Origin of the sequence: Acidisoma sp. L85 (genome assembly GCF_009765865.1) — a bacterium.
Lineage (GTDB): Bacteria > Pseudomonadota > Alphaproteobacteria > Acetobacterales > Acetobacteraceae > Acidisoma.
Genome location: NZ_LMUQ01000084.1, coordinates 185,169 through 204,070 on the forward strand (window position 1 = coordinate 185,169; position 18,902 = coordinate 204,070).

At 64.6% G+C, this 18,902-nt stretch carries 17 protein-coding genes and 1 tRNA gene; 8 read left to right on the plus strand and 10 right to left on the minus strand.

What is annotated here, in order from left to right:
- The first annotated feature begins 255 nt into the window (after positions 1–255).
- The 3 genes from GSQ83_RS28685 (at position 256) to GSQ83_RS28695 (ending at position 2,209) form a co-directional block, all read left to right on the plus strand.
- The gene (locus GSQ83_RS28685; RefSeq protein WP_158806434.1) at positions 256–699 is read left to right on the plus strand and encodes a MucR family transcriptional regulator; all 444 of its coding nucleotides are present in this window, start codon (positions 256–258) and stop codon (positions 697–699) included.
- Positions 700–857: 158 nt separating this feature from the next.
- Positions 858–1,385, plus strand: coding sequence for a Fur family transcriptional regulator (locus GSQ83_RS28690; protein ID WP_158806435.1), 528 nt, complete (start codon positions 858–860; stop codon positions 1,383–1,385).
- Positions 1,382–2,209 (plus strand): GNAT family N-acetyltransferase, encoded by an 828-nt coding sequence (locus GSQ83_RS28695; RefSeq protein ID WP_158806436.1) that lies wholly within the window; start codon positions 1,382–1,384, stop codon positions 2,207–2,209. Before GSQ83_RS28690 ends, GSQ83_RS28695 begins: the two co-directional genes overlap by 4 nt.
- 178 nt (positions 2,210–2,387) lie before the next feature.
- Here the strand turns inward: GSQ83_RS28695 and GSQ83_RS28700 are convergent, their stop codons facing one another.
- From GSQ83_RS28700 to lipB, 9 genes are all read right to left on the minus strand, one after another.
- Positions 2,388–3,371: an RluA family pseudouridine synthase gene (locus GSQ83_RS28700; RefSeq protein ID WP_158806438.1), complete on the minus strand. Its 984-nt coding sequence runs from the start codon at positions 3,369–3,371 to the stop codon at positions 2,388–2,390.
- The gene (locus tag GSQ83_RS28705) at positions 3,368–4,735 is read right to left on the minus strand and encodes a replication-associated recombination protein A (protein WP_158806440.1); all 1,368 of its coding nucleotides are present in this window, start codon (positions 4,733–4,735) and stop codon (positions 3,368–3,370) included. The genes GSQ83_RS28700 and GSQ83_RS28705 overlap by 4 nt, the downstream gene beginning before the upstream one ends.
- A gap of 217 nt (positions 4,736–4,952) precedes the next feature.
- Positions 4,953–5,387 carry a 50S ribosomal protein L17 gene (gene rplQ / locus GSQ83_RS28710; RefSeq protein ID WP_158806442.1) on the minus strand — a complete coding sequence of 145 codons (435 nt, stop codon included), beginning with the start codon at positions 5,385–5,387 and terminating at the stop codon, positions 4,953–4,955.
- A gap of 34 nt (positions 5,388–5,421) precedes the next feature.
- On the minus strand, positions 5,422–6,441 hold the full coding sequence (locus GSQ83_RS28715; RefSeq protein WP_158806444.1) for a DNA-directed RNA polymerase subunit alpha: 1,020 nt from the start codon (positions 6,439–6,441) through the stop codon (positions 5,422–5,424).
- Positions 6,442–6,525: 84 nt separating this feature from the next.
- Complete coding sequence (rpsK, locus tag GSQ83_RS28720) at positions 6,526–6,924, minus strand: 30S ribosomal protein S11 (RefSeq protein ID WP_158806446.1); 399 nt, start codon at positions 6,922–6,924, stop codon at positions 6,526–6,528.
- A gap of 91 nt (positions 6,925–7,015) precedes the next feature.
- Positions 7,016–7,393 carry a 30S ribosomal protein S13 gene (rpsM, locus tag GSQ83_RS28725; protein ID WP_158806448.1) on the minus strand — a complete coding sequence of 126 codons (378 nt, stop codon included), beginning with the start codon at positions 7,391–7,393 and terminating at the stop codon, positions 7,016–7,018.
- A gap of 145 nt (positions 7,394–7,538) precedes the next feature.
- Positions 7,539–8,225 (minus strand): adenylate kinase, encoded by a 687-nt coding sequence (locus tag GSQ83_RS28730; RefSeq protein ID WP_158806450.1) that lies wholly within the window; start codon positions 8,223–8,225, stop codon positions 7,539–7,541.
- The gene (gene secY, locus GSQ83_RS28735) at positions 8,222–9,571 is read right to left on the minus strand and encodes a preprotein translocase subunit SecY (protein WP_158806452.1); all 1,350 of its coding nucleotides are present in this window, start codon (positions 9,569–9,571) and stop codon (positions 8,222–8,224) included. Before secY ends, GSQ83_RS28730 begins: the two co-directional genes overlap by 4 nt.
- Before the next feature lie 76 nt (positions 9,572–9,647).
- On the minus strand, positions 9,648–10,379 hold the full coding sequence (gene lipB, locus GSQ83_RS28740; RefSeq protein WP_158806454.1) for a lipoyl(octanoyl) transferase LipB: 732 nt from the start codon (positions 10,377–10,379) through the stop codon (positions 9,648–9,650).
- Between the two features lie 24 nt (positions 10,380–10,403).
- On the opposite strand from lipB, the gene GSQ83_RS28745 reads away from it, so the two are divergent.
- The 4 genes from GSQ83_RS28745 (at position 10,404) to pgmG (ending at position 15,362) form a co-directional block, all read left to right on the plus strand.
- Positions 10,404–10,489 (plus strand) — tRNA-Leu (locus tag GSQ83_RS28745).
- Positions 10,490–10,623: 134 nt separating this feature from the next.
- The gene (locus GSQ83_RS28750) at positions 10,624–12,894 is read left to right on the plus strand and encodes an NADP-dependent malic enzyme (RefSeq protein WP_158806456.1); all 2,271 of its coding nucleotides are present in this window, start codon (positions 10,624–10,626) and stop codon (positions 12,892–12,894) included.
- Positions 12,895–13,049: 155 nt separating this feature from the next.
- Positions 13,050–13,925, plus strand: coding sequence for a UTP--glucose-1-phosphate uridylyltransferase GalU (gene galU / locus GSQ83_RS28755; protein ID WP_158806458.1), 876 nt, complete (start codon positions 13,050–13,052; stop codon positions 13,923–13,925).
- Between the two features lie 21 nt (positions 13,926–13,946).
- Positions 13,947–15,362: a phosphoglucomutase/phosphomannomutase PgmG gene (gene pgmG / locus GSQ83_RS28760; protein WP_158806460.1), complete on the plus strand. Its 1,416-nt coding sequence runs from the start codon at positions 13,947–13,949 to the stop codon at positions 15,360–15,362.
- A gap of 143 nt (positions 15,363–15,505) precedes the next feature.
- Here pgmG and GSQ83_RS28765 read toward each other — a convergent pair whose 3' ends face one another.
- Positions 15,506–16,978: an NADP-dependent isocitrate dehydrogenase gene (locus tag GSQ83_RS28765; protein WP_158806462.1), complete on the minus strand. Its 1,473-nt coding sequence runs from the start codon at positions 16,976–16,978 to the stop codon at positions 15,506–15,508.
- A 194-nt stretch (positions 16,979–17,172) separates the two neighbouring features.
- Between GSQ83_RS28765 and GSQ83_RS28770 the strand changes: the two genes are divergently transcribed.
- The gene (locus tag GSQ83_RS28770) at positions 17,173–18,888 is read left to right on the plus strand and encodes a methyltransferase domain-containing protein (RefSeq protein ID WP_254065969.1); all 1,716 of its coding nucleotides are present in this window, start codon (positions 17,173–17,175) and stop codon (positions 18,886–18,888) included.
- Positions 18,889–18,902: the final 14 nt, after the last annotated feature.

An 18,902-nucleotide genomic window follows, 5' to 3' on the forward strand; every position in this document is an offset into this window, starting at 1 on the left:
TGTACGAGATCCAGATCGCAACCACGTCTTTTACTATTTGATACTACGCAAGATATTACTTGAAGAGGCTGGATTGCATTGATTCCACCGAGTTGATCTGCTTATAAAGCCTTCAGCGAATTAGCGAATCCAGTCGCGAACGTCATCAGGCAAATCCTGACATCTTCTGGAACAACGTTGCGGGGGCTCCGGTTGATGTCGGTGCTCAGAACCCACTGGGCCAGGTAAACGTGGCCGCGATATGGAGAGAGACGAATGTCTGACGAGACTGCCCATGCCGACGTCCTTGAATGGACGGCTCAGATCGTTTCTGCCCACGCATCGAATAATACCATCCCCCCCGACGCCCTTCCCAGCCTGATCCAGGACGTCTATCGCGCCCTGCTTGGGCTCGGCGCGCAGCCCGAGGTTATCGAGAAGCCACAGCCGGCGGTACCGGTGAAGAAATCCGTATTTGGCGACTACATCGTCTGCCTTGAAGACGGCAAGAAACTGAAGATGCTGAAGCGCCATCTCAAGACCGCCTACAACATGGATCCCGACCAGTATCGCGAACGCTGGGGCCTGCCGCCCGACTATCCCATGGTCGCGCCGAACTACGCGCGTCAGCGCTCCTCGCTCGCCAAGAAAATCGGACTCGGAACCAAGCCGCGCACCTCCATGAAGCCGGCCATCGGCAAGAGCGCGCGCGGCGGCTGAGCGTCCGGCGCTATGCCGGGCACTCAGCCTCGCTTATAACTAGCGGGATGAGGACCGCTTCCGTCCCCCCGCTTTCGACTGCGCCGGCCCAGGACCGGCCCTCGGAGGTCGCGCGTCCTGCCGCCGGCAAGGCCGGCGCCGTATCGGCGAGCCATGCGATGAACTCGCGCATCGAGCGCCTCTGCATCGAGAAGGGTCTGAAGATGACGGGGCAGCGCCGCGTCATCGCGCAGGTGTTGTCGGAGGCCGGCGACCACCCCGATGTCGAGGAGCTGTACCGGCGTGCGGTGGCGCAAGACAGCAAGATGTCGATCGCTACCGTCTACCGCACGGTCCGGCTGCTGGAAGAGAACGGCATCCTGGAACGGCGCGACTTCGGTGGCGGCCGCGCACGCTACGAGCCGACGAGCCCCGGCCCGCATCACCACCTCGTGGATGTCGATACCGGCCGGGTCATTGAGTTTACTGATCCGGAACTTGAGCAGGCGATCAGGGCGATCGCCGGGCGGCTCGGTTTCGACCTCGCTTCTCATAGGCTTGAGCTGTTCGGCCATCGGCGCATCGACCGGCCGTCGGAAGGTGCGGCGCGGAAGGCACAGCGCCGCGCGGCGCGCGAGGAGGCAGCCAAGGCCGTGCCGGTGGCTGGCGATGATGCGGATCTGAGTCCGCGGGATCCGGCGTCGTGAGCACGACCGACGATCTATCCGAGGCTCTGGCGGCGCGGCATGTCGGTATTGGGGAGCTTCGGGCCGGAAATCTGGGACTGCGGATCGCCCGGGCGGATTGGGAGATCGATGCGGCGCAGGCGCTGCGCTACCGCGTGTTCTACGAGGAAATGGGCGCCTTGCCCGATCCCGTCGTGCTGGCCTCGGGCCGCGACCGCGATGCTTATGACGCCGTGGCCGATCACCTGCTGGTGGTGGATCACGACCTCGGCGATGGCCGTGAAAGCGTGGTGGGGACCTATCGCCTCATTCGCGAAAGCGCCGCGAAGACGGTCGGCCGGTTTTACACCGCCGGCGAATACGACATCGGCGTGCTGGAGCGTTTTCCGGGGCAGGTACTGGAACTTGGCCGGTCTTGCGTGGACAGCGCCTATCGCGGGCGCGCGGCGATGCAACTGCTATGGCGCGGCATCGCCGCCTATATCTTCATCCACAACATCGATCTCATGTTCGGCTGCGCGAGCCTGCCGGGCACGGATGTCGATGTTCTAGCGCCTGACCTGACTTACCTGTTCGCCAACCATCTCGCGCCGCCGGCCATCAGGCTGCGCGCCTTGCCCGAGCGCTATGTCGATATGCAGCGCATGGACCCCGAGGCGATCGATTCGCGCAGCGTGCTGGCCGGACTGCCGCCGCTCATCAAGGGCTATCTCCGGCTCGGCGGTTTCGTGGGAGATGGGGCGGTGATCGACCATCAGTTCAACACAACGGATGTCGCGGTGGGGGGGCAGAGCGATCTCGTCACGGATAAATACTACCGCCACTTCGGCCGCGACCTGCGTTAGGCGGGGCTCGTCTCTGATTTGAACCGTGGTCGATCCACCAACGTCATGCTCGGCGAAGGCCGGGCATCCACGCCTTTGCTTGCGTGACGAAGAGGAAGGCGTGGATGGCACGCCTTCGCGTACCATGACGGATCTCTGGGTCGCGGTTCAGCATTAGATCATCACGCGTTAGTCGGCTCTACCGCTCCCACTTCGCAGCTGGTGCCGCGGGAATGGGAAAGCCGAGCTGGCCGAAGGTTTCGGCCATGTGCGCCGGCGGTGGCACGGCCACGCTGAGCGTGCCGCCAGCCGGATGCGGCAGGGTCAAGGCGCGGGCGTGCAGATGGAGCGGACCGGCGACGGTCTCCATGTTGGATTCGCCGCCATAGGCCATGTCGCCGAGAATCGGATGGCCGATCGCGGCGCAATGCACCCGGAGCTGATGGGTGCGCCCGGTCTCGGGATAGAGGCCGAGCCAACTGAACTTGCGGCCGGCATGATCGAGCGTCTCGAATTCCGTGACGGCGCGGGTCGCCTCGGGATCCTTGGGATGGGCGATGGCGCTTCTGGCCCCGCCCAAACCTTGCGTGCGGGTAAGGGCCAGGTCGATCCGGCCCTCCATTGGGATCGGCAGACCATGCACGACGGCCCAATAGGTCTTCTTGACGCTCCGCCCGCGAAAAGCGGCGGCGAGTTTGGCGGCGGTGCCGGGCGTCCGCGCGAGTAGCAGAGCGCCCGAGGTGTCGCGATCGAGGCGATGGACGAGCCTCGGCCGGTCCGGCGCGCCGAAACGAAAGCCGTCGAGCAGGCCGTCGAGATGATGGGTGATGCCGGGGCCGCCTTGGGTCGGGAGGCCCGGCGGCTTGTCGATGACGATGACCCAGTCGTCCTGATAGACGACCATGCGGGCGAGGTCCTTGAGTGTTCGCTCGTCTAGTGCGCGGGGCGTGCGCTCCGTTGGCGCCTCAGTCGCATTGAGGGCGGGGGGCGGCACGCGCACTTCCTGGCCGGCAACCAGGCGCAAAGATGTCGGCGCGCGCTTGCCATCGACGCGGATCTGGCCAGTGCGGCAGAGCTTCTCGATGGCGCCTTGCGACAAGCCCGGATAGTGGCGGCGGAACCAGCGGTCGAGACGGATCTCGGCCTCGTCCTCGGTGACCTGGCGCGTGGTGACGAGGCTCATTGGCCGGCCTGCCGTTCGGCGCGGAGCTTGGCCCAGTGTGAGAGGCGGCGGCCGATCTCGCGTTCCAGCCCACGGTCGGTCGGGCTGTAGAAGCTTCCCCGCTCCATCCCGTCCGGAAAGTAGTTCTGGCCGGAGAAAGCCTCCTCCTCGCCATGATCGTATTCGTAACCCGCGCCATAGCCGAGCTCGCGCATGAGTTTGGTGGGGGCGTTGCGAATATGAGCCGGCGGCATGAGGCTGCCGGTGGCCTTGGCGGCGCGTTGGGCCGCGCCAAAGGCGGCATAGACCGCGTTCGATTTCGGCGCGGTGCCGAGGTAGACGACAGCTTGCGCCAAGGCGAGTTCCCCTTCGGGGCTGCCCAGCCGCTCGTAGGTTTCCCAGGCGTGCAGCGTGAGGGTGAGAGCCTGCGGATCGGCCATGCCGATATCCTCGGCGGCGAAGCGCAGCAGGCGGCGCGCGATATAGCGCGGATCCTCGCCGCCCGTCAGCATGCGGGCGAACCAATAGAGCGCCGCGTCAGGGTCCGAGCCGCGCAGCGACTTATGCAGTGCGGAGATGAGGTTGTAGTGCTCCTCGCGATCCTTGTCGTAGAGCGCGGCGCGTTTGGACAGCAGATCGGCGAGTGCCGCCGCATCCATCTCGGGCGTGTCGTCAGGCAGTGAGAAAAGCTGTTCGGCCATATTGAGCAGATAGCGGCCGTCGCCATCCGACATCGCGGCGAGGCTGGCGCGCGCCTCGGCATCGAGCGGAAGGGCGCGTCCGACCTCGGTTTCCGCCCGCGCGAGAAGCTGGCCGAGCGCCGCATCGTCGAGCCGGCGGAGGACAAGAACCTGGCAGCGCGAGAGGAGGGCGCCGTTCAGGGCGAAGGACGGATTCTCGGTCGTGGCGCCGATCAGGGTGACGATGCCTTCCTCGACCACGGGCAGAAAGGCGTCCTGCTGGGCGCGGTTGAAGCGGTGGATTTCATCGACGAAGAGCAGGGTGCCCTGGCCGGTACGACGGTGGCGCGCGGCGTCCTCGAAGACCCGCTTGAGGTCGGCGACGCCCGAGAAGACGGCGGAAATCTGCGAGAAGAGGAGATCGGCCTGTTCGGCGATGAGGCGCGCGATGGTGGTTTTGCCGACACCCGGCGGTCCCCACAGGATGAGCGAGGCGAGCGAGCCGCGCGCGAGCATGCGGGTAACGGTGCCTTGGGGTCCCAGGAGATGATCCTGGCCGGTGACATCGGCGAGCGTCGCGGGCCGCAGCCGGTCGGCGAGGGGACGCGGCTTCGCGTTGCCGCCACGACGGTGGGACGTCGGAGAGGTGGCGGCGGGTTCGGCTTCGGCACCGAAGAGGTCGGGGGAAGCTGGCGCGCGAGACACTACTGACCTCTCCTCGTCCACATCGTCATGCTCGTCCTTGTCACATCGTCATGCTCGGCGAAGGCCGAGCATCCACGCCTTTGCTCGCCCCACCAAGAAGGCGTGGATGGCACGCCTTCGCGTGCCATGACGATGAGCGGGGATGAACCGTGGTCTGAAACGAAAAAGGCGGACCTTTGCGGGTCCGCCTTTTTCAGTCGTATCGGCTGCCGAAAAATCAATCCTCGGCGGTCGGGGACTGGGCGTCAGCGTTGACTTCCTGCACCGGGCCGCTGTCCTGGCCTTTGGCGGAAGGGTCACGCTCGACCAGTTCGATCACCGCCATGTCGGCGGCGTCACCGTAGCGGACGCCGGCCTTCAGGACGCGGGTATAACCGCCCTGCCGCGTCTTGTAGCGCTCGGCGAGCGCCACGAAGAGCTTGCTGACGATGATGTCGTCCTGCAGCAGCGACAGCGCCTGGCGGCGGGCGTGCAGACCGCCGCGCTTGCCGAGCGTGATGAGCCGCTCGGCGACCGGCCGAAGCTCCTTCGCCTTGGGCAGCGTGGTGGTGATCTGCTCGTGCTTCAGCAGGGCCACGGCCATGTTGCGGAACATGGCCTTCCGATGGGTGGAGGTAACGTTGAGCTTTCGCCCGTGTACACCGTGACGCATGGTTTCAGTCCTTTGACCTTTGCGTGCCTAAACTTCAGAACGGCTCTTCGAGGCGACGCGCGAGGTCCTCGATATTCTCAGGCGGCCACCCCGGCACGTTCATGCCGAGCGCGAGGCCCATCGCCGTAAGCACTTCCTTGATCTCGTTCAGAGATTTGCGGCCGAAGTTCGGTGTCCGCAGCATCTCCTGCTCGCTCTTCTGAACGAGGTCGCCGATATAGACGATATTGTCGTTCTTCAGGCAGTTCGCGCTACGCACCGACAGCTCAAGCTCATCGACCTTGCGAAGCAGGTTGCGGTTGAACGGCAGGTCGTCCTGCTGCTCTTCCAGGCGAAGCTGCTGCGGCTCATCGAAGTTGATGAAGAGCTGAAGCTGGTCCTGCAGGATACGGGCAGCGAGGGCCACCGCATCCTCAGGCGTCACTGCGCCGTTGGTCTCCAGCGTGAGCAGGAGCTTGTCATAGTCGGTAACCTGACCGACGCGGGTCGGCTCGACCTTGTAGGAGACGCGCTTGACCGGCGAGTAGATCGAATCGACCGGGATCAGCCCAATCGGCGCATCCTCGGGGCGGTTCGCGCTGGCGGCGACATAGCCCTTGCCGATGTTGACCGTGAACTCCATGCCCAGCTTCACACCCTCGTCGAGGGTGCAGATGACGAGTTCCGGGTTCATGATCTCGATATCATGGCCGGTCTGGATCTGCTCGGCGCGCACTTCGCCGGGGCCAACGGCCGAGAGCATCATCCGCTTCGGGCCTTCGCCGTGCATGCGAAGCGCCAATTGCTTCACGTTCAGCACGATATCCGTCACGTCCTCACGAACGCCGGGGATGGTGCTGAATTCATGAAGCACGCCGTCGATCTGGAGTGCCGTCACCGCGGCGCCCTGCAGGGAGGAGAGCAGGATGCGGCGGATCGCGTTGCCGAGCGTCATGCCGAAGCCGCGCTCTAGCGGCTCCGCCACCACGGTGGCGACGCAGGAGGGATCGTTACCCGGCTCGAACTCGAGCTTCTCGGGCTTGATCAGCGATTCCCAATTTCTCTGCAATACCACGTTCGCCTCTTGTAACAACAGACCGGGCGCGGCCCCTATCGAAGACGGGGACCGCGCCGCGGTGAATGAACGCAATCGAAAAGCTTAGACGCGACGGCGCTTGCGGGGGCGGCAGCCATTATGCGGCACGGCGGTACGATCGCGGATGGAACTCACCTGGAAGCCGACGGTCTGCAGCGCACGCAGCGCGCTCTCACGGCCCGAACCGGGACCGCTGACCTCGATCTCCAAGGTCTCCATGCCATGGTCGCGGGCCTTGCGACCGGCATCCTCGGCGGCGACCTGGGCGGCATAGGGCGTGGACTTGCGGCTGCCCTTGAAGCCCTGGCTACCGGCGGACGACCAGGCGATGGTGTTGCCCTGGGCATCCGTGATTGTCACGACAGTGTTGTTGAAGGTTGCGGCAACATGAGCCACACCCGAGCTGATGTTCTTGCGCTCTTTCTTACGGGGGCGAGAAGAGCTCGCGGCGGGCTTCGCCATGGATATTCCTGTCTATCTGAAGCGCCCACCGCAGCGGAGGAGCCGCGCGCGGCGAGGCGATAATTAAAGAAGCCGAGACCCCGAGGCGCCTCTACTTCGTGACCTTCTTCTTACCGGCGATCGCCACGGCCTTGCCCTTGCGGGTGCGGGCATTGGTGTGGGTGCGCTGGCCGCGAACCGGCAGTCCGCGACGATGACGGAGGCCGCGATAGCAACCCAGATCCATCAGGCGCTTGATGTTCATCGCGACTTCGCGGCGAAGATCGCCTTCGACCCGGATCTCACGGTCGATCAGCTCACGGATCTTCAGCACTTCGTCGTCCGAGAGCTGGTTCACGCGACGCTCGGACGCGATGCCGAGGCGGGTGCAGATGTCCAGCGCCTTGGTCGGACCGATGCCGTAGATATAACGCAGGCTAATCACAACCCGCTTATTGGTCGGGATATTGACCCCGGCGATGCGCGCCACGATGAAACACTCCTCAAGCGCCGAGCGCTCACGCGGTCGGCTGATCAATCCCGGAATGGCCGAGAAAAAAGGCCCGTCGGGGGAAAACCCCCTCGGCCGAGCGGCGGAATATATCGCCGGGGGTCAGAGAGTCAATCGCGCCTGATCAACTCTGCGTGAGCGCATGGGAGGGTTCGACGCTGGGCAGGGTCTCGAGCGTCGCCTCTATGGTCGCGGCAACCTCGGAGATATCGGCCAAACCATCGACAATCCGCAGGCGGTCCCGGGCCTCGTAATAGGGCAGGAGCGGCGCCGTCTGACGGTTGTAAGCCTCCAGCCGTGCGGCCACGACTTCCCGCCGGTCATCGGGCCGCCGGATAAAGACGTGGTTGCCGCAGATGTCGCAGGTCTCCGCCACTTTCGGGAGGCGGAACTCATCGTGGTAGCTGGCGCCGCAATTTGCGCAGCTGAAGCGGCCGGCAATGCGTTCCACCAGCACCGCATCATTCACGCGCAGTTCGATCACCCCGTCGATGCCGGTGCCGCTGTGAGCGAGCATTTCGTCCAGCGCCTCGGCCTGGGGCACGGTGCGGGGGAAGCCGTCGAGGATGAAGCCGTTCCGGCAGTCCTCATGCCGGATGCGATGTTCCAGCATGGCGATGATCATCTCATCCGGCACCAGGCGGCCGCTCTCCATGATGCTTTTGGCGCGCAGCCCGATCTCGGTACCCCCCGAGACTTCGGCGCGCAGCATGTCGCCGGTCGAGATTTGGGCGAGCCCATGGCGTAGCTGCAGGCCCTTTGCCTGGGTGCCTTTTCCGGCGCCCGGCGGCCCGAGCAGGATGATCTTCACCGTCCCCTCCCTCGCCCCCGGCCCCGCTTGATGAGGCCATCATATTGATGGGCGAGGAGATGGGACTGGATTTGCGTCACCGTGTCCATAGTGACCGACACGATGATGAGCAGGCTCGTGCCACCGAAGTAGAAGGGTAGGCTGTAATGCCCGATTAAGAACTCGGGCACGAGACAGACTACCACCAGATAGAGGGCACCGATCGTCGTCAGACGCGTCAGGATGCGGTCGAAATAGCTCGCGGTATTGGCGCCCGGCCGGATGCCCGGAATGAATCCGCCCTGCTTTTTGAGATTTGTCGCGGTCTCCTCCGGATTGAACACAACCGCGGTGTAGAAATAGGAGAAGAAGATAATCAGCGCCGCGTAGAGGATCATATAGACGGGCTGCCCGTGGCCGAGGGAGCCGGCAAGCCATCGCACCCAGGCGGGGCCGGTTCCGGTGATATGCGAGAAGCCGATGATCGTCGCCGGGATCAGCAGGATCGAGCTGGCGAAGATCGGCGGGATGACGCCCGAGGTATTGATCTTGAGCGGCATGTGGCTGGAGTCGCCGCCATACATCCGCTGTCCGACCTGGCGTTTGGGATACTGGATGACGATGCGCCGCTGCGCCCGCTCCATGAACACCACGAAGCCGATGATCAATACGGCGCCCAGAACGAAGAGCAGTACGAAGATCGGCGATAGGGCACCGGTCTTGCCGAGTTCCAGGAGGTTGGCGAAAGCGCGCGGCAGATTGGCCACGATGCCGGCGAAAATGATGAGGCTCGCGCCGTTGCCGACTCCTCGGGCGGTGATCTGCTCGCCGATCCACATCAGGAACATGGTGCCGCCGACCAGCGTGACGACGCAGGTGAAGCGGAAGAACATGCCGGGGTCGATCACCGCCGGTCCCAGCGAGCCTCGCATCGATTCGAGGCCGACGGCGATGCCGTAGGACTGGAAGATCGCGATGATCGCCGTGAGGTATCGCGTGTACTGGTTCAGCCGGCGCCGCCCGCTGTCGCCTTCCTTCTTCAACGCCTCAAGCGATGGGATGGCCGAGGACATCAGCTGAATGATGATGCTGGCGCTGATGTAGGGCATGATGTTGAGCGCGAAAACGGTCATGCGCCCCAAAGCGCCGCCCGAGAACATGTCGAACATGCCGAGAATGCCGCCGCCGGTGCGGGTCATGAGCTGGCTCATGACCGCGGGATCGACCCCTGGAACCGGAATGTAGGTTCCGATCCGGAAGACGATGAGCGCCCCCAGGGTGAACCAAATCCGTTTCTTGAGCTCGGTCGCCTTGGCGAAGGTGCCGAAGTTTAAGTTAGCCGCAAGCTGCTCGGCCGCCGAGGCCATGCCACGTCCCCATCCTTGACGGAGGCGCCAGTCCGATCGATCGCACGATCCTCCCGACGCCCCCTAGAAACCCGTTTTAGCCCGCAGCCAAGGCCGCGCCGAAAACACGCGGCCAACTCCCCGCCAGCGCGGCGTCGAGTTCAGCCATGCCCACGGGTATGCCCAGGGCATGCAGGCTTGTTACCCCATACTCGCGGATGCCGCAGGGAACAATGCCCGAGAAGTGGTCCAGCTGTGGGTCGAGATTAATCGAGATCCCATGCAGCGTGACCCAGCGGGTGACGCGCACGCCGATGGCGGCGATCTTGGCTTCGGTGCCCGCCGCGCGGTCGGCGACCCAGATGCCGACGCGGCCCTGCCGCCGCTCGCCACGGATGTTGAAGCGGTCGAGGGTGAGGATGAGCCATTCCTCCAACGCATGGACGTAAGCGTGGAGGTCACGCGGCGGAACGCTGCCATGAGGCCGGTCGAGGTCGAGCATGAGGTAGGCGACCCGCTGGCCAGGGCCGTGATAGGTCCATTTGCCACCGCGGCGGGAGGCGAAAGTCGGGAAGCGGCTCGCATCCGCCAAATCCTCGGGGCGCGCCGAACTGCCGCCTGTGTAGAGCGGCGGATGCTCCACGAACCAGGCGAGCTCCTCGGCTTCGCCGGCCCGAATAGCGCGGGCGCGCTCTTCCATCCGCGCGACGGCCTCAGGATAGGGGACGTAGCCGTCAGCGATTTCCCAGCGCAGCGCCGGGGGCGGCGCAGCCACGCGGAATAGGGGCGATGGCGCGGGCGGAAGGGCGATTGAAGCCTGATCGATCATTCGCTATACCCCGGCGCCCACGATGCGGTCGTGGCGGAATGGTAGACGCGCAAGCTTGAGGTGCTTGTGGGGGAAACCCTGTGGAAGTTCGAGTCTTCTCGACCGCACCATCTTTATCCGTGTTCCCTTGATGAAGCCTCGGCGCGGCGTGCCGGGGTGCATTGCGCCCGCTGGCCTCGCTTGATCTTATAGGGCGTGCGAGGTGCCGAGCGACAAGAGCGGCAAGCCTCCGGGGGAAACGCAAATGGACGACAATCTCCGCAAGGCCGCGCTCGATTATCATCGCTATCCGCGCCCCGGGAAGCTCGCGATCGAGCCGACCAAGCGCATGGCGACGCAGCGCGATCTGGCACTCGCCTATTCCCCGGGAGTCGCCGCCGCCTGCCAGGCGATCGTCGCGGATCCTACCGCCGCGAAGCTCTATACGGCGCGGGGCAATCTGGTCGCCGTCATCTCCAACGGCACCGCCGTGCTCGGCCTCGGCAATATCGGCGCGCTTGCGTCCAAGCCGGTGATGGAGGGCAAGGCGGTTCTGTTCAAGAAGTTCGCCGGCATCGATGTTTTCGACATCGAGGTCGATGCGGCGGACCCCGATCGCTTCATCGACGTAGTGGCGGCGCTGGAGCCGACCTTCGGCGCGATCAACCTCGAAGACATCAAGGCGCCGGAGTGCTTCAGGATCGAGGCCGAGCTGCGCGCCCGGATGAACATTCCGGTTTTCCATGACGACCAGCATGGCACGGCGATCACCGTCGCGGCTGCGGTGACGAATGGCCTCAAGCTCCAGGGCAAGACGCTGGAGGAGGTCAAGCTGGTGAGTTCCGGCGCCGGCGCCGCCGCGCTGGCTTGCGTCGATCTTCTGGTTGTCATGGGATTGAAGGTCGAGAACGTCTTCCTTACCGATGTCGACGGCGTGGTGCATCGCGGGCGCAATGGCATGGGGCCTAACCTCGCGCGCTACGCCAAGGATACCGAGGCGCGGACGCTGGAAGAGGTGCTGGACGGCGCCGATATCTTCCTCGGTCTTTCCGCACCGCGCGTGTTGAAGCGCGAATGGCTGAGCAAGCTGGCGCCCCGGCCAGTGATCATGGCGCTGGCCAATCCCGAGCCCGAGATTTTACCGGAATATGTGCGGGAGGACCGGCCCGACGCGATCATCGCCACCGGCCGCAGCGACTACCCGAACCAGGTCAACAACGTCCTGTGTTTCCCCTTCATCTTCCGCGGTGCCCTCGATTCGGGAGCGACGACGATCAATGAGGAGATGAAGCAGGCGGCGGTGGAGGCGCTGGCGGGGCTCGCGAGAATGGAGGCGAGCGAGGCAGTGGTCGCGGCCTATGGCGGTTCGGCGCCGCTGTTCGGGCCGGAATACATCATCCCGAAGCCCTTCGATCCGCGATTGATCCTGGAGATCGCACCGGCCGTCGCCCGTGCCGCCAAGGCGAGCGGGGTAGCGACCGCGCCGATCGAGGATTTCGTTCAGTATAAGAGAGAGCTGGAGCGGTTCAGTTATCGCTCGGGCCAGCTTATGCGCCCGGTCTTCCAGGCGGCGCAGAAGTCGCTCTGCCGCATCGTCTATGGCGCCGGCGAGGATGAGCGGGTGCTGCGGGCGGTACAGTCCGTTGTTGATGACGGCATCGGCAGCCCGATCCTGATCGGTTCGCGCGAGCGGATCGAGCTGAAGGTCCGAGAGATGGGGTTGCGGCTGGATCTCGATGGGCCTGTCCGGGTGCTCGACCCCGTGCTGGATCACGAGGTCTTCGACCCGCTGCTGCGGAAATATCAGATCCTTGCCGGCCGGCGTGGCGTGCAGCCCGATGCCGCCGCGATCAGGCTGCGCAGCCACAGCACCATCGCGGCGTCGCTCATGGTTTCGGAGGGGCTCGCCGATGCGGCGCTGTGCGGCGGCTACGGCGATTGGTGGCGGCATTTGCAATACGCGCTGCCGATCATTCCGCTGCGCCCCGGCTGCAAGCGGATCTATGCGTTGAGCGCGGTTATCCTGCAGGAGGGGCCGTTGTTCTTCTGCGACACGCATATGAACGTCGATCCGACGATGGAGCAGATCGCGGAGATGACGGAACTGGCGGCGGAGGCGGTTGCGGCCTTCGGCCTCACGCCCAAGGTGGCGCTGCTGTCCCACTCCTCCTTCGGGTCGAGCAACACGGATACCGCGCGGAAGATGCGGCGGGCGCTGCCGCTGATCCGGGCGCGCGTGCCCGATCTGGAAGTTGATGGCGAAATGCAGGCGGATGCCGCGCTCGCCGAAGCGACTCGCGAACGGGCGGTGCCGGACAGCAGTTTGACGGGCACCGCGAACCTGCTGATCTTCCCGACGCTGGACGCCGCGAATATCACCTTCAACCTGATCAAGGCGGCGGGGAACGGGTTGCAGGTCGGGCCGATGCTGCTGGGGCCGGCTAAGCCCATCCACATTCTGGTGCCGACGGCGACGGCGCGGGCCATCCTCAACATCAGCGCGGTGGCGGCCGCGGACGCCAATTCACGAAAGTGAGAGGCGGTGACTGGTAATGGGCTCCACTCCACCTCTACTACTTTTGCATGATGCCCGGTCTTGCCGGGGCGCCCAGCGCATGCCACTCATCATGTTGCCGCCTTAGGCGTGGCGGACATGTTCTCATTTGATCCCCGTAGACCTTGAGGTTCGCCATGCCCATTAAGCCGTTGCGGAAAGCGGTGCTCCCTGTCGCGGGGCTCGGCACGCGCTTTCTGCCTGCAACTAAAGCGATGCCGAAGGAAATGCTGACGGTCGTCGATCGTCCGCTCATCCAATATGCGGTAGATGAGGCGCGCGCCGCCGGGATCGATCTGTTCTGTATGGTGACGGGGCGCGGCAAGACCGCCCTGATCGACCATTTCGATGTCTCTTACGAATTGGAGGCGACGCTCAAGGCGCGCAACAAGACCGAGGCTCTCGCGGGACTTGAGGCAATGCGGCTATCGCCCGGCGCGATCACCACAGTGCGGCAGCAGGAACCGCTGGGCCTCGGCCATGCGATCTGGTGCGCCCGGACCTTTATCGGCGACGACCCCTTCGTGATCCTGCTGCCCGATGATCTCGTGCTTGCGGAAACCTCCTGCACCGAGCAGCTCGCCCGCGCCTATCGCGAGACCGAGGGAAGCGTGGTGGCGGTGATCGAGGTGCCGCCCGACCAGACCAACAAATACGGCATTCTCGATATCGGTAGCGATGACGGCAGGCTGGTCGAGGTCAAGGGCCTCGTGGAGAAGCCGAAGCCGGAAGACGCGCCGTCGAACCTGTCGATCATCGGCCGCTACGTGCTGTTGCCTGAGGTCATTGGGCATCTCTCCAAGATGGAGCGTGGCGCTGGCAACGAGGTGCAGTTGACCGATGCGATGGCTAAGATGATCGGCGGCTCGCCGTTCCATGGGCTGAGACTGGAAGGGCGGCGCTTCGATTGCGGTGACAAGGTGGGCTTTCTGGAAGCGCAGCTTGCATTCGCGCTTTCCCGCCCAGATCTGGCCGATGACGTGCGCGCCTTCCTCAAGAACTACACGTCATAAAAAAATCAAGGGGAACTCGTCATGGCCGCCGGATTCTCGCACCGCTTCGATCCGACATCTCTTCGCGAATACGACATCCGTGGTGTCGTCGGCAAAACCCTGAAGCCGGCGGATGGCTTCGCGATCGGACGAACTTTCGGCAGCCTCATTGCCCGCAAGGGCGGCTCGATCGTGGCGGTCGGCTATGACGGACGCACCCACTCGCCAGAGCTTGAGGCGGCGCTGGTCGACGGTCTCAAGGCTTCCGGCATCAATGTGATGCGCGTGGGCCTCGGCCCGACGCCGCTGCTCTATTTCGCCGCTTTCACGCGCGGGACGGATGGGGCGGTGATGGTGACCGGCAGCCACAACCCGCCGGAATATAACGGCTTCAAGATGATGATCGGCAAGAAGCCCTTCTTCGGCAAGGACATCCTCGAACTCGGTCGCCTCGCCGCGGCCGGCGATGTGGTGGCGGAGGGCGCCGGGAAGGCCGAGACGGTCGATCTGCAGGCCGATTACGTGGCGCGTGTGGCGAAGGACTGGGATGGCGGCGAGCGGAAACTCAAGGTCGTCTGGGACAACGGTAATGGCGCCGCGGGCGTGGTTCTGCAGGAACTCATCAAGCACCTGCCGGGCGAGCACAAAATCCTCTTCGCCGAGATCGACGGGCATTTTCCGAACCATCACCCCGATCCCACGGTGCCGAAGAACCTCGAAGCGCTGATCGCGGCGGTGCGCGGCAGCAAGGCTGATCTGGGCATCGCCTTCGATGGCGATGCGGACAGGATCGGCGCGGTGGACGGCAATGGCAATGTGCTGTTTGGCGACCAGTTGCTTGTGATCCTGGCGCGCGATGTGCTGCGCGAGAAGCCTGGCTCGATCATCATCTCGGACGTCAAGGCGAGCCAGGTGCTGTTCGACGAGATCGAGAAGGCGGGTGGCAAGGCGCTGATGTGGAAGACGGGGCATAGCCTGATCAAGGCGAAGATGGCTGAGACGGGCTCGCCGCTGGCGGCAGAGATGTCGGGGCATGTCTTCTTCGCCGACAAATGGTACGGCTTCGATGACGCGCTTTATGCCGGCGTTCGGTTGCTCGGCATTGTCGCGCGGTCGAAGGACAGCCTCGCGGCGATCCATGATGCGCTGCCGCGGGTAGTGAATACGCCCGAGTTGCGGTTTGATTGCGATGACGAGCGCAAATTCGTGGTGATCGAGGAGGTCGCGGCGCGGCTACGGCAGAAGGGCGCGGCATTATCGGACACGGATGGCGTGCGGGTGAAGACGGCTGACGGCTGGTGGCTGTTGCGGGCTTCCAACACGCAATCGGTTCTGGTGGCGCGCGCCGAGGCCAAGGACGATGCGGGGCTGGAGCGGCTGAAGTCGGATCTGGTGGAGCAGCTCGAGGGTTCGGGTATTGCGGCACCGGATTTCGAGGCGGCGTCCTCCGGGCATTAGGGCGTGACGTCTCTGGTCTGAACCCTGCTCATTCTACCACGTCATCCTCGGCGAAGGCCGAGGATCCACGCCTTCGCTTGCGTGACGAAGGTAAGGCGTGGATGGCACGCCTTCGCGTGCCATGACGGACTTTGGCTCGCGCCTCAGTTTTCACCCTGTGCCCTCGTGTACCCGTCCGCGCCGTCGAAGCGTTGCAGCTTTTCGACATGCATCCAGTGGTGGTGAGCGCTGATCCGGCCCATCAGGGACGCGATGTCGGAGGGTTTGCCCTCCGAGGGCACGTCCAGCATGAAGCGGCAGCGGAAGATGTCGACCAGGAAGGGCTTGCCGGTGCGCGCCGGCCATACCTGGGCACCGCGGTTCTCGATCATCGTCAGGCTGAATTCGGTGCCCTCGGCGGCTGCCTGAAGGGATTGCGCCAGAGCATCCGGCCGCTGCTCGGTCTCGATGAAGACGTCGAGGCCCATCATCTCGCGATGGGCTGAGGGGTGGTGCCAGACGACATCCGGCCAGACCGGCATTTTGAGCGGCTGATACTGGCGCGAAGCCTCGCTGCTGTCGCGGCCGAGATTGGCGATGATCTGATCGGTGAAGGCGGTGGTGCCGACGCCCTGGCCCTTCGCCGCGATATCTCCCGTAAGATTGCGGCCTTCTTCCAGCGTCACCAGAACTGCCTGCTCGACCTTCTCCGCGGCCGCGAAATCGCCGATGTGCCGGAGGAGCATGACGGCGGAGAGCAGGAGCGCGGTTGGATTGGCGAGATCCTTCCCCGCGATCTGCGGCGCCGAGCCATGCACCGCCTCGAACATCGCGGCATTGTCGCCGATATTGGAGGAGGGGGCGACGCCCAGGCCGCCCACCAGGCCGGCGGCGAGGTCGCTGATGATGTCGCCGTTCATGTTGGTGGTCACGATCACGTCGAACTGCTCGGGCGCGATGACAAGCTGGTGGGCGCAGTTGTCGATGATGATGTGGGAGGCGGCGATATCGGGATATTCGGGCGCCACGCGCTCGAAGACCCGCTTCATCATGCCCTCGGTCATCTTCATGATATTGGCCTTGGTCGCGCAGGCGAGCTTCTTGCGCCCCTCGGCCTGGGTCAGCGCGAAGGCGAGGCGGATGATGCGCTCGCAGCCCGGCTCGGTGATAAGCTTGAGGCATTGGGCGGCGCCGGCGCTCTGCATATGCTCGATGCCGGTATAGAGGTCCTCGACGTTCTCCCGCACGATCACGAGGTCGATGCCACGGCCCGAGAAGGGGGTGCGGATGCCGGGCAGTTCCCGCACCGGGCGGATATTGCCGTAGAGCTCAAAAAACTTGCGGAGGGTGACGTTGGCGGATTTCTCGCCGAAGCCGACCGGCGTTTCCAGCGGTCCCTTCAGGGCGAGGCCGGTGCGGGCGATGGAATCCAAGGTCTCCTGCGGGCAGCCCGAGGCGATGCCGCGGCGGAAGACGGCGGCGCCGGCCTCGGCATCTTCCCAGGCGATTTTGGCGCTAGCGGCGGCGAGAATGCGCTGGACCGCTTGCATCACCTCCGGCCCGATCCCATCCCCGGCGATGGCGGTGACCGTGGTCGTTCGCGAGGAGACGTGGGAAGCGGTGGGCGTTACATCCATCGGAAATCTCTTCGGTCTATTGATCGGGGGTTCTTGCGCGCGGCTGCGTCAGACTGCCTAGCAGCCGCAGGCTGTTCCTCCCATGCGAGCTGGGCATGCGCGGGAGCACGCAGGGGAGGAGGAATGACGTCGCGATACCGCTGCGGCGGGAGATCGCCTATAGGGGCGCCTGTGCGAGGGAAGGACGTTGCGACTTGGGACTGACTCAAGAGGCCGCTGAGACCGCGGTGTCTCGTTACCCGGACAACCTCAACCCCGATCTCCTCGACCGCATCCCTTTGGATGCCGATACCGTTCTGGATGTCGGCTGCCATACCGGCTTACTCGGCGGCGTCTATCGCCTCCGCAATCCGCGCGCCCGCGTCTTCGGCATCGACACCGACGCGTCGGCCTTGGCGCTCGCGGCGACCCGTCTGACCGAGGTCGCGTTGCTCGACGTTGAGGCGGGGCCGCCGCCCTTCGCCGCGCCGGACGGCTATGACTGCATCATCTATGGCGACGTGCTGGAGCATCTGCGCGACCCCTGGCGGGTGCTGCGCGAACATGTGGCGCTGCTCAGCCCGCGTGGCGTCGTGCTGATCTGCGTGCCGAACGTCTCGCATTGGAGCGTTACGCGGAGGCTAATCGACGGCAGCTTTGCCTATGAGGAGCAGGGGTTGCTGGATCGCACCCATCTGCGCTGGTTCACCTTCGAATCCATGCAGCGTGCCTTGACCGAGACCGGACTTGCGCTTTGCGACGTGCGGCCACGCATCTTCGATCGCGAGGCGGCGGAGCGTTTCGCCGATGTGATGGCGCCCGCGCTGGCGGCTTGTGGTGTCGATCGCGAGAGCTACATCTCCCGCGCGGCACCGATGCAATATGTCTGGCGCGCCCGGCGCACGCCGGCCCGCACCTTCGCCGTGCGCGGGACCATGCTCAAGCCTTATGGCGGCGTCAGTGACATCCGCGTCCTCAATCCGATGCGGGCCTTGCACACGGATCCCTCGGTTGCTGTTCAGGTCGGCGAGGTGGGCGAGTTTCCTCCCGCGACCGATCAGCTTCCCGCCATCTGTGTATTGCACCGGCCATTGCTGGTTGGTGAGCCGGGCCTCGCGGTGTTCCGCTACCTGCTTCAGCGCGGCTACCTGATCGTGACGGAATTCGACGACCGGCCGGATTTTCTGCCCGAATTGCTCGACGAGCGTTTGCTCAACTTCCGTGCGGCTCATGCGGTGCAGACGACGACGGCCGAGCTGGCGGCGACGCTGAGTTCGCAAAATCCGGAGATCGCCGTTTTCCCGAATGGTGTTTCGCAGCTTTGGCCGCTCTCCAATTTTCAGTCGGAGGATCACGTCACGCTGTTCTTCGGCGCGATCAATCGCCGGCTGGATTGGGAGCAGTTCATGCCGGTGCTGAACGCGGTGGCCGAGACGATGGGCGATCGGCTGCGATTCAGTGTACTGCACGATCGCGAGTTCTTCGATGCCTTGCAGACTCTGCATAAAAGCTTTGCGCCGACCAGCGATTATCAGACCTATCTGACGCTCCTCGGCCAGGCTGAAATCAGCTTCATGCCGCTGCGCGACACACCCTTCAATCGCGCGAAATCGGATCTGAAATTCATCGAGGCGGGAGCGGCCCGCGTGGCGGCCTTGGCAAGTCCGACCGTCTATGAAGGTTCGATCCGGGATGGCGAGACCGGCCTGCTGTTCCGATCCCCGGAGGAGCTGCACGAGCGGCTGACGCGGCTGGTCATGGCGCCCGCTTATGCGCGTGGTTTGGCGGAAACGGCGCGAGTCTGGGTCGCCGAATCACGCATGGATGCCTATCAGGTGCGCGACCGCGTGCGCTGGTACCGCAGCCTGCTCGATCGGCGCGATGAACTCACGCGGGCGCTCTTCGAGCGAGTGCCGGAATTGGCGCCCTGAAGCACCCGTCGGAT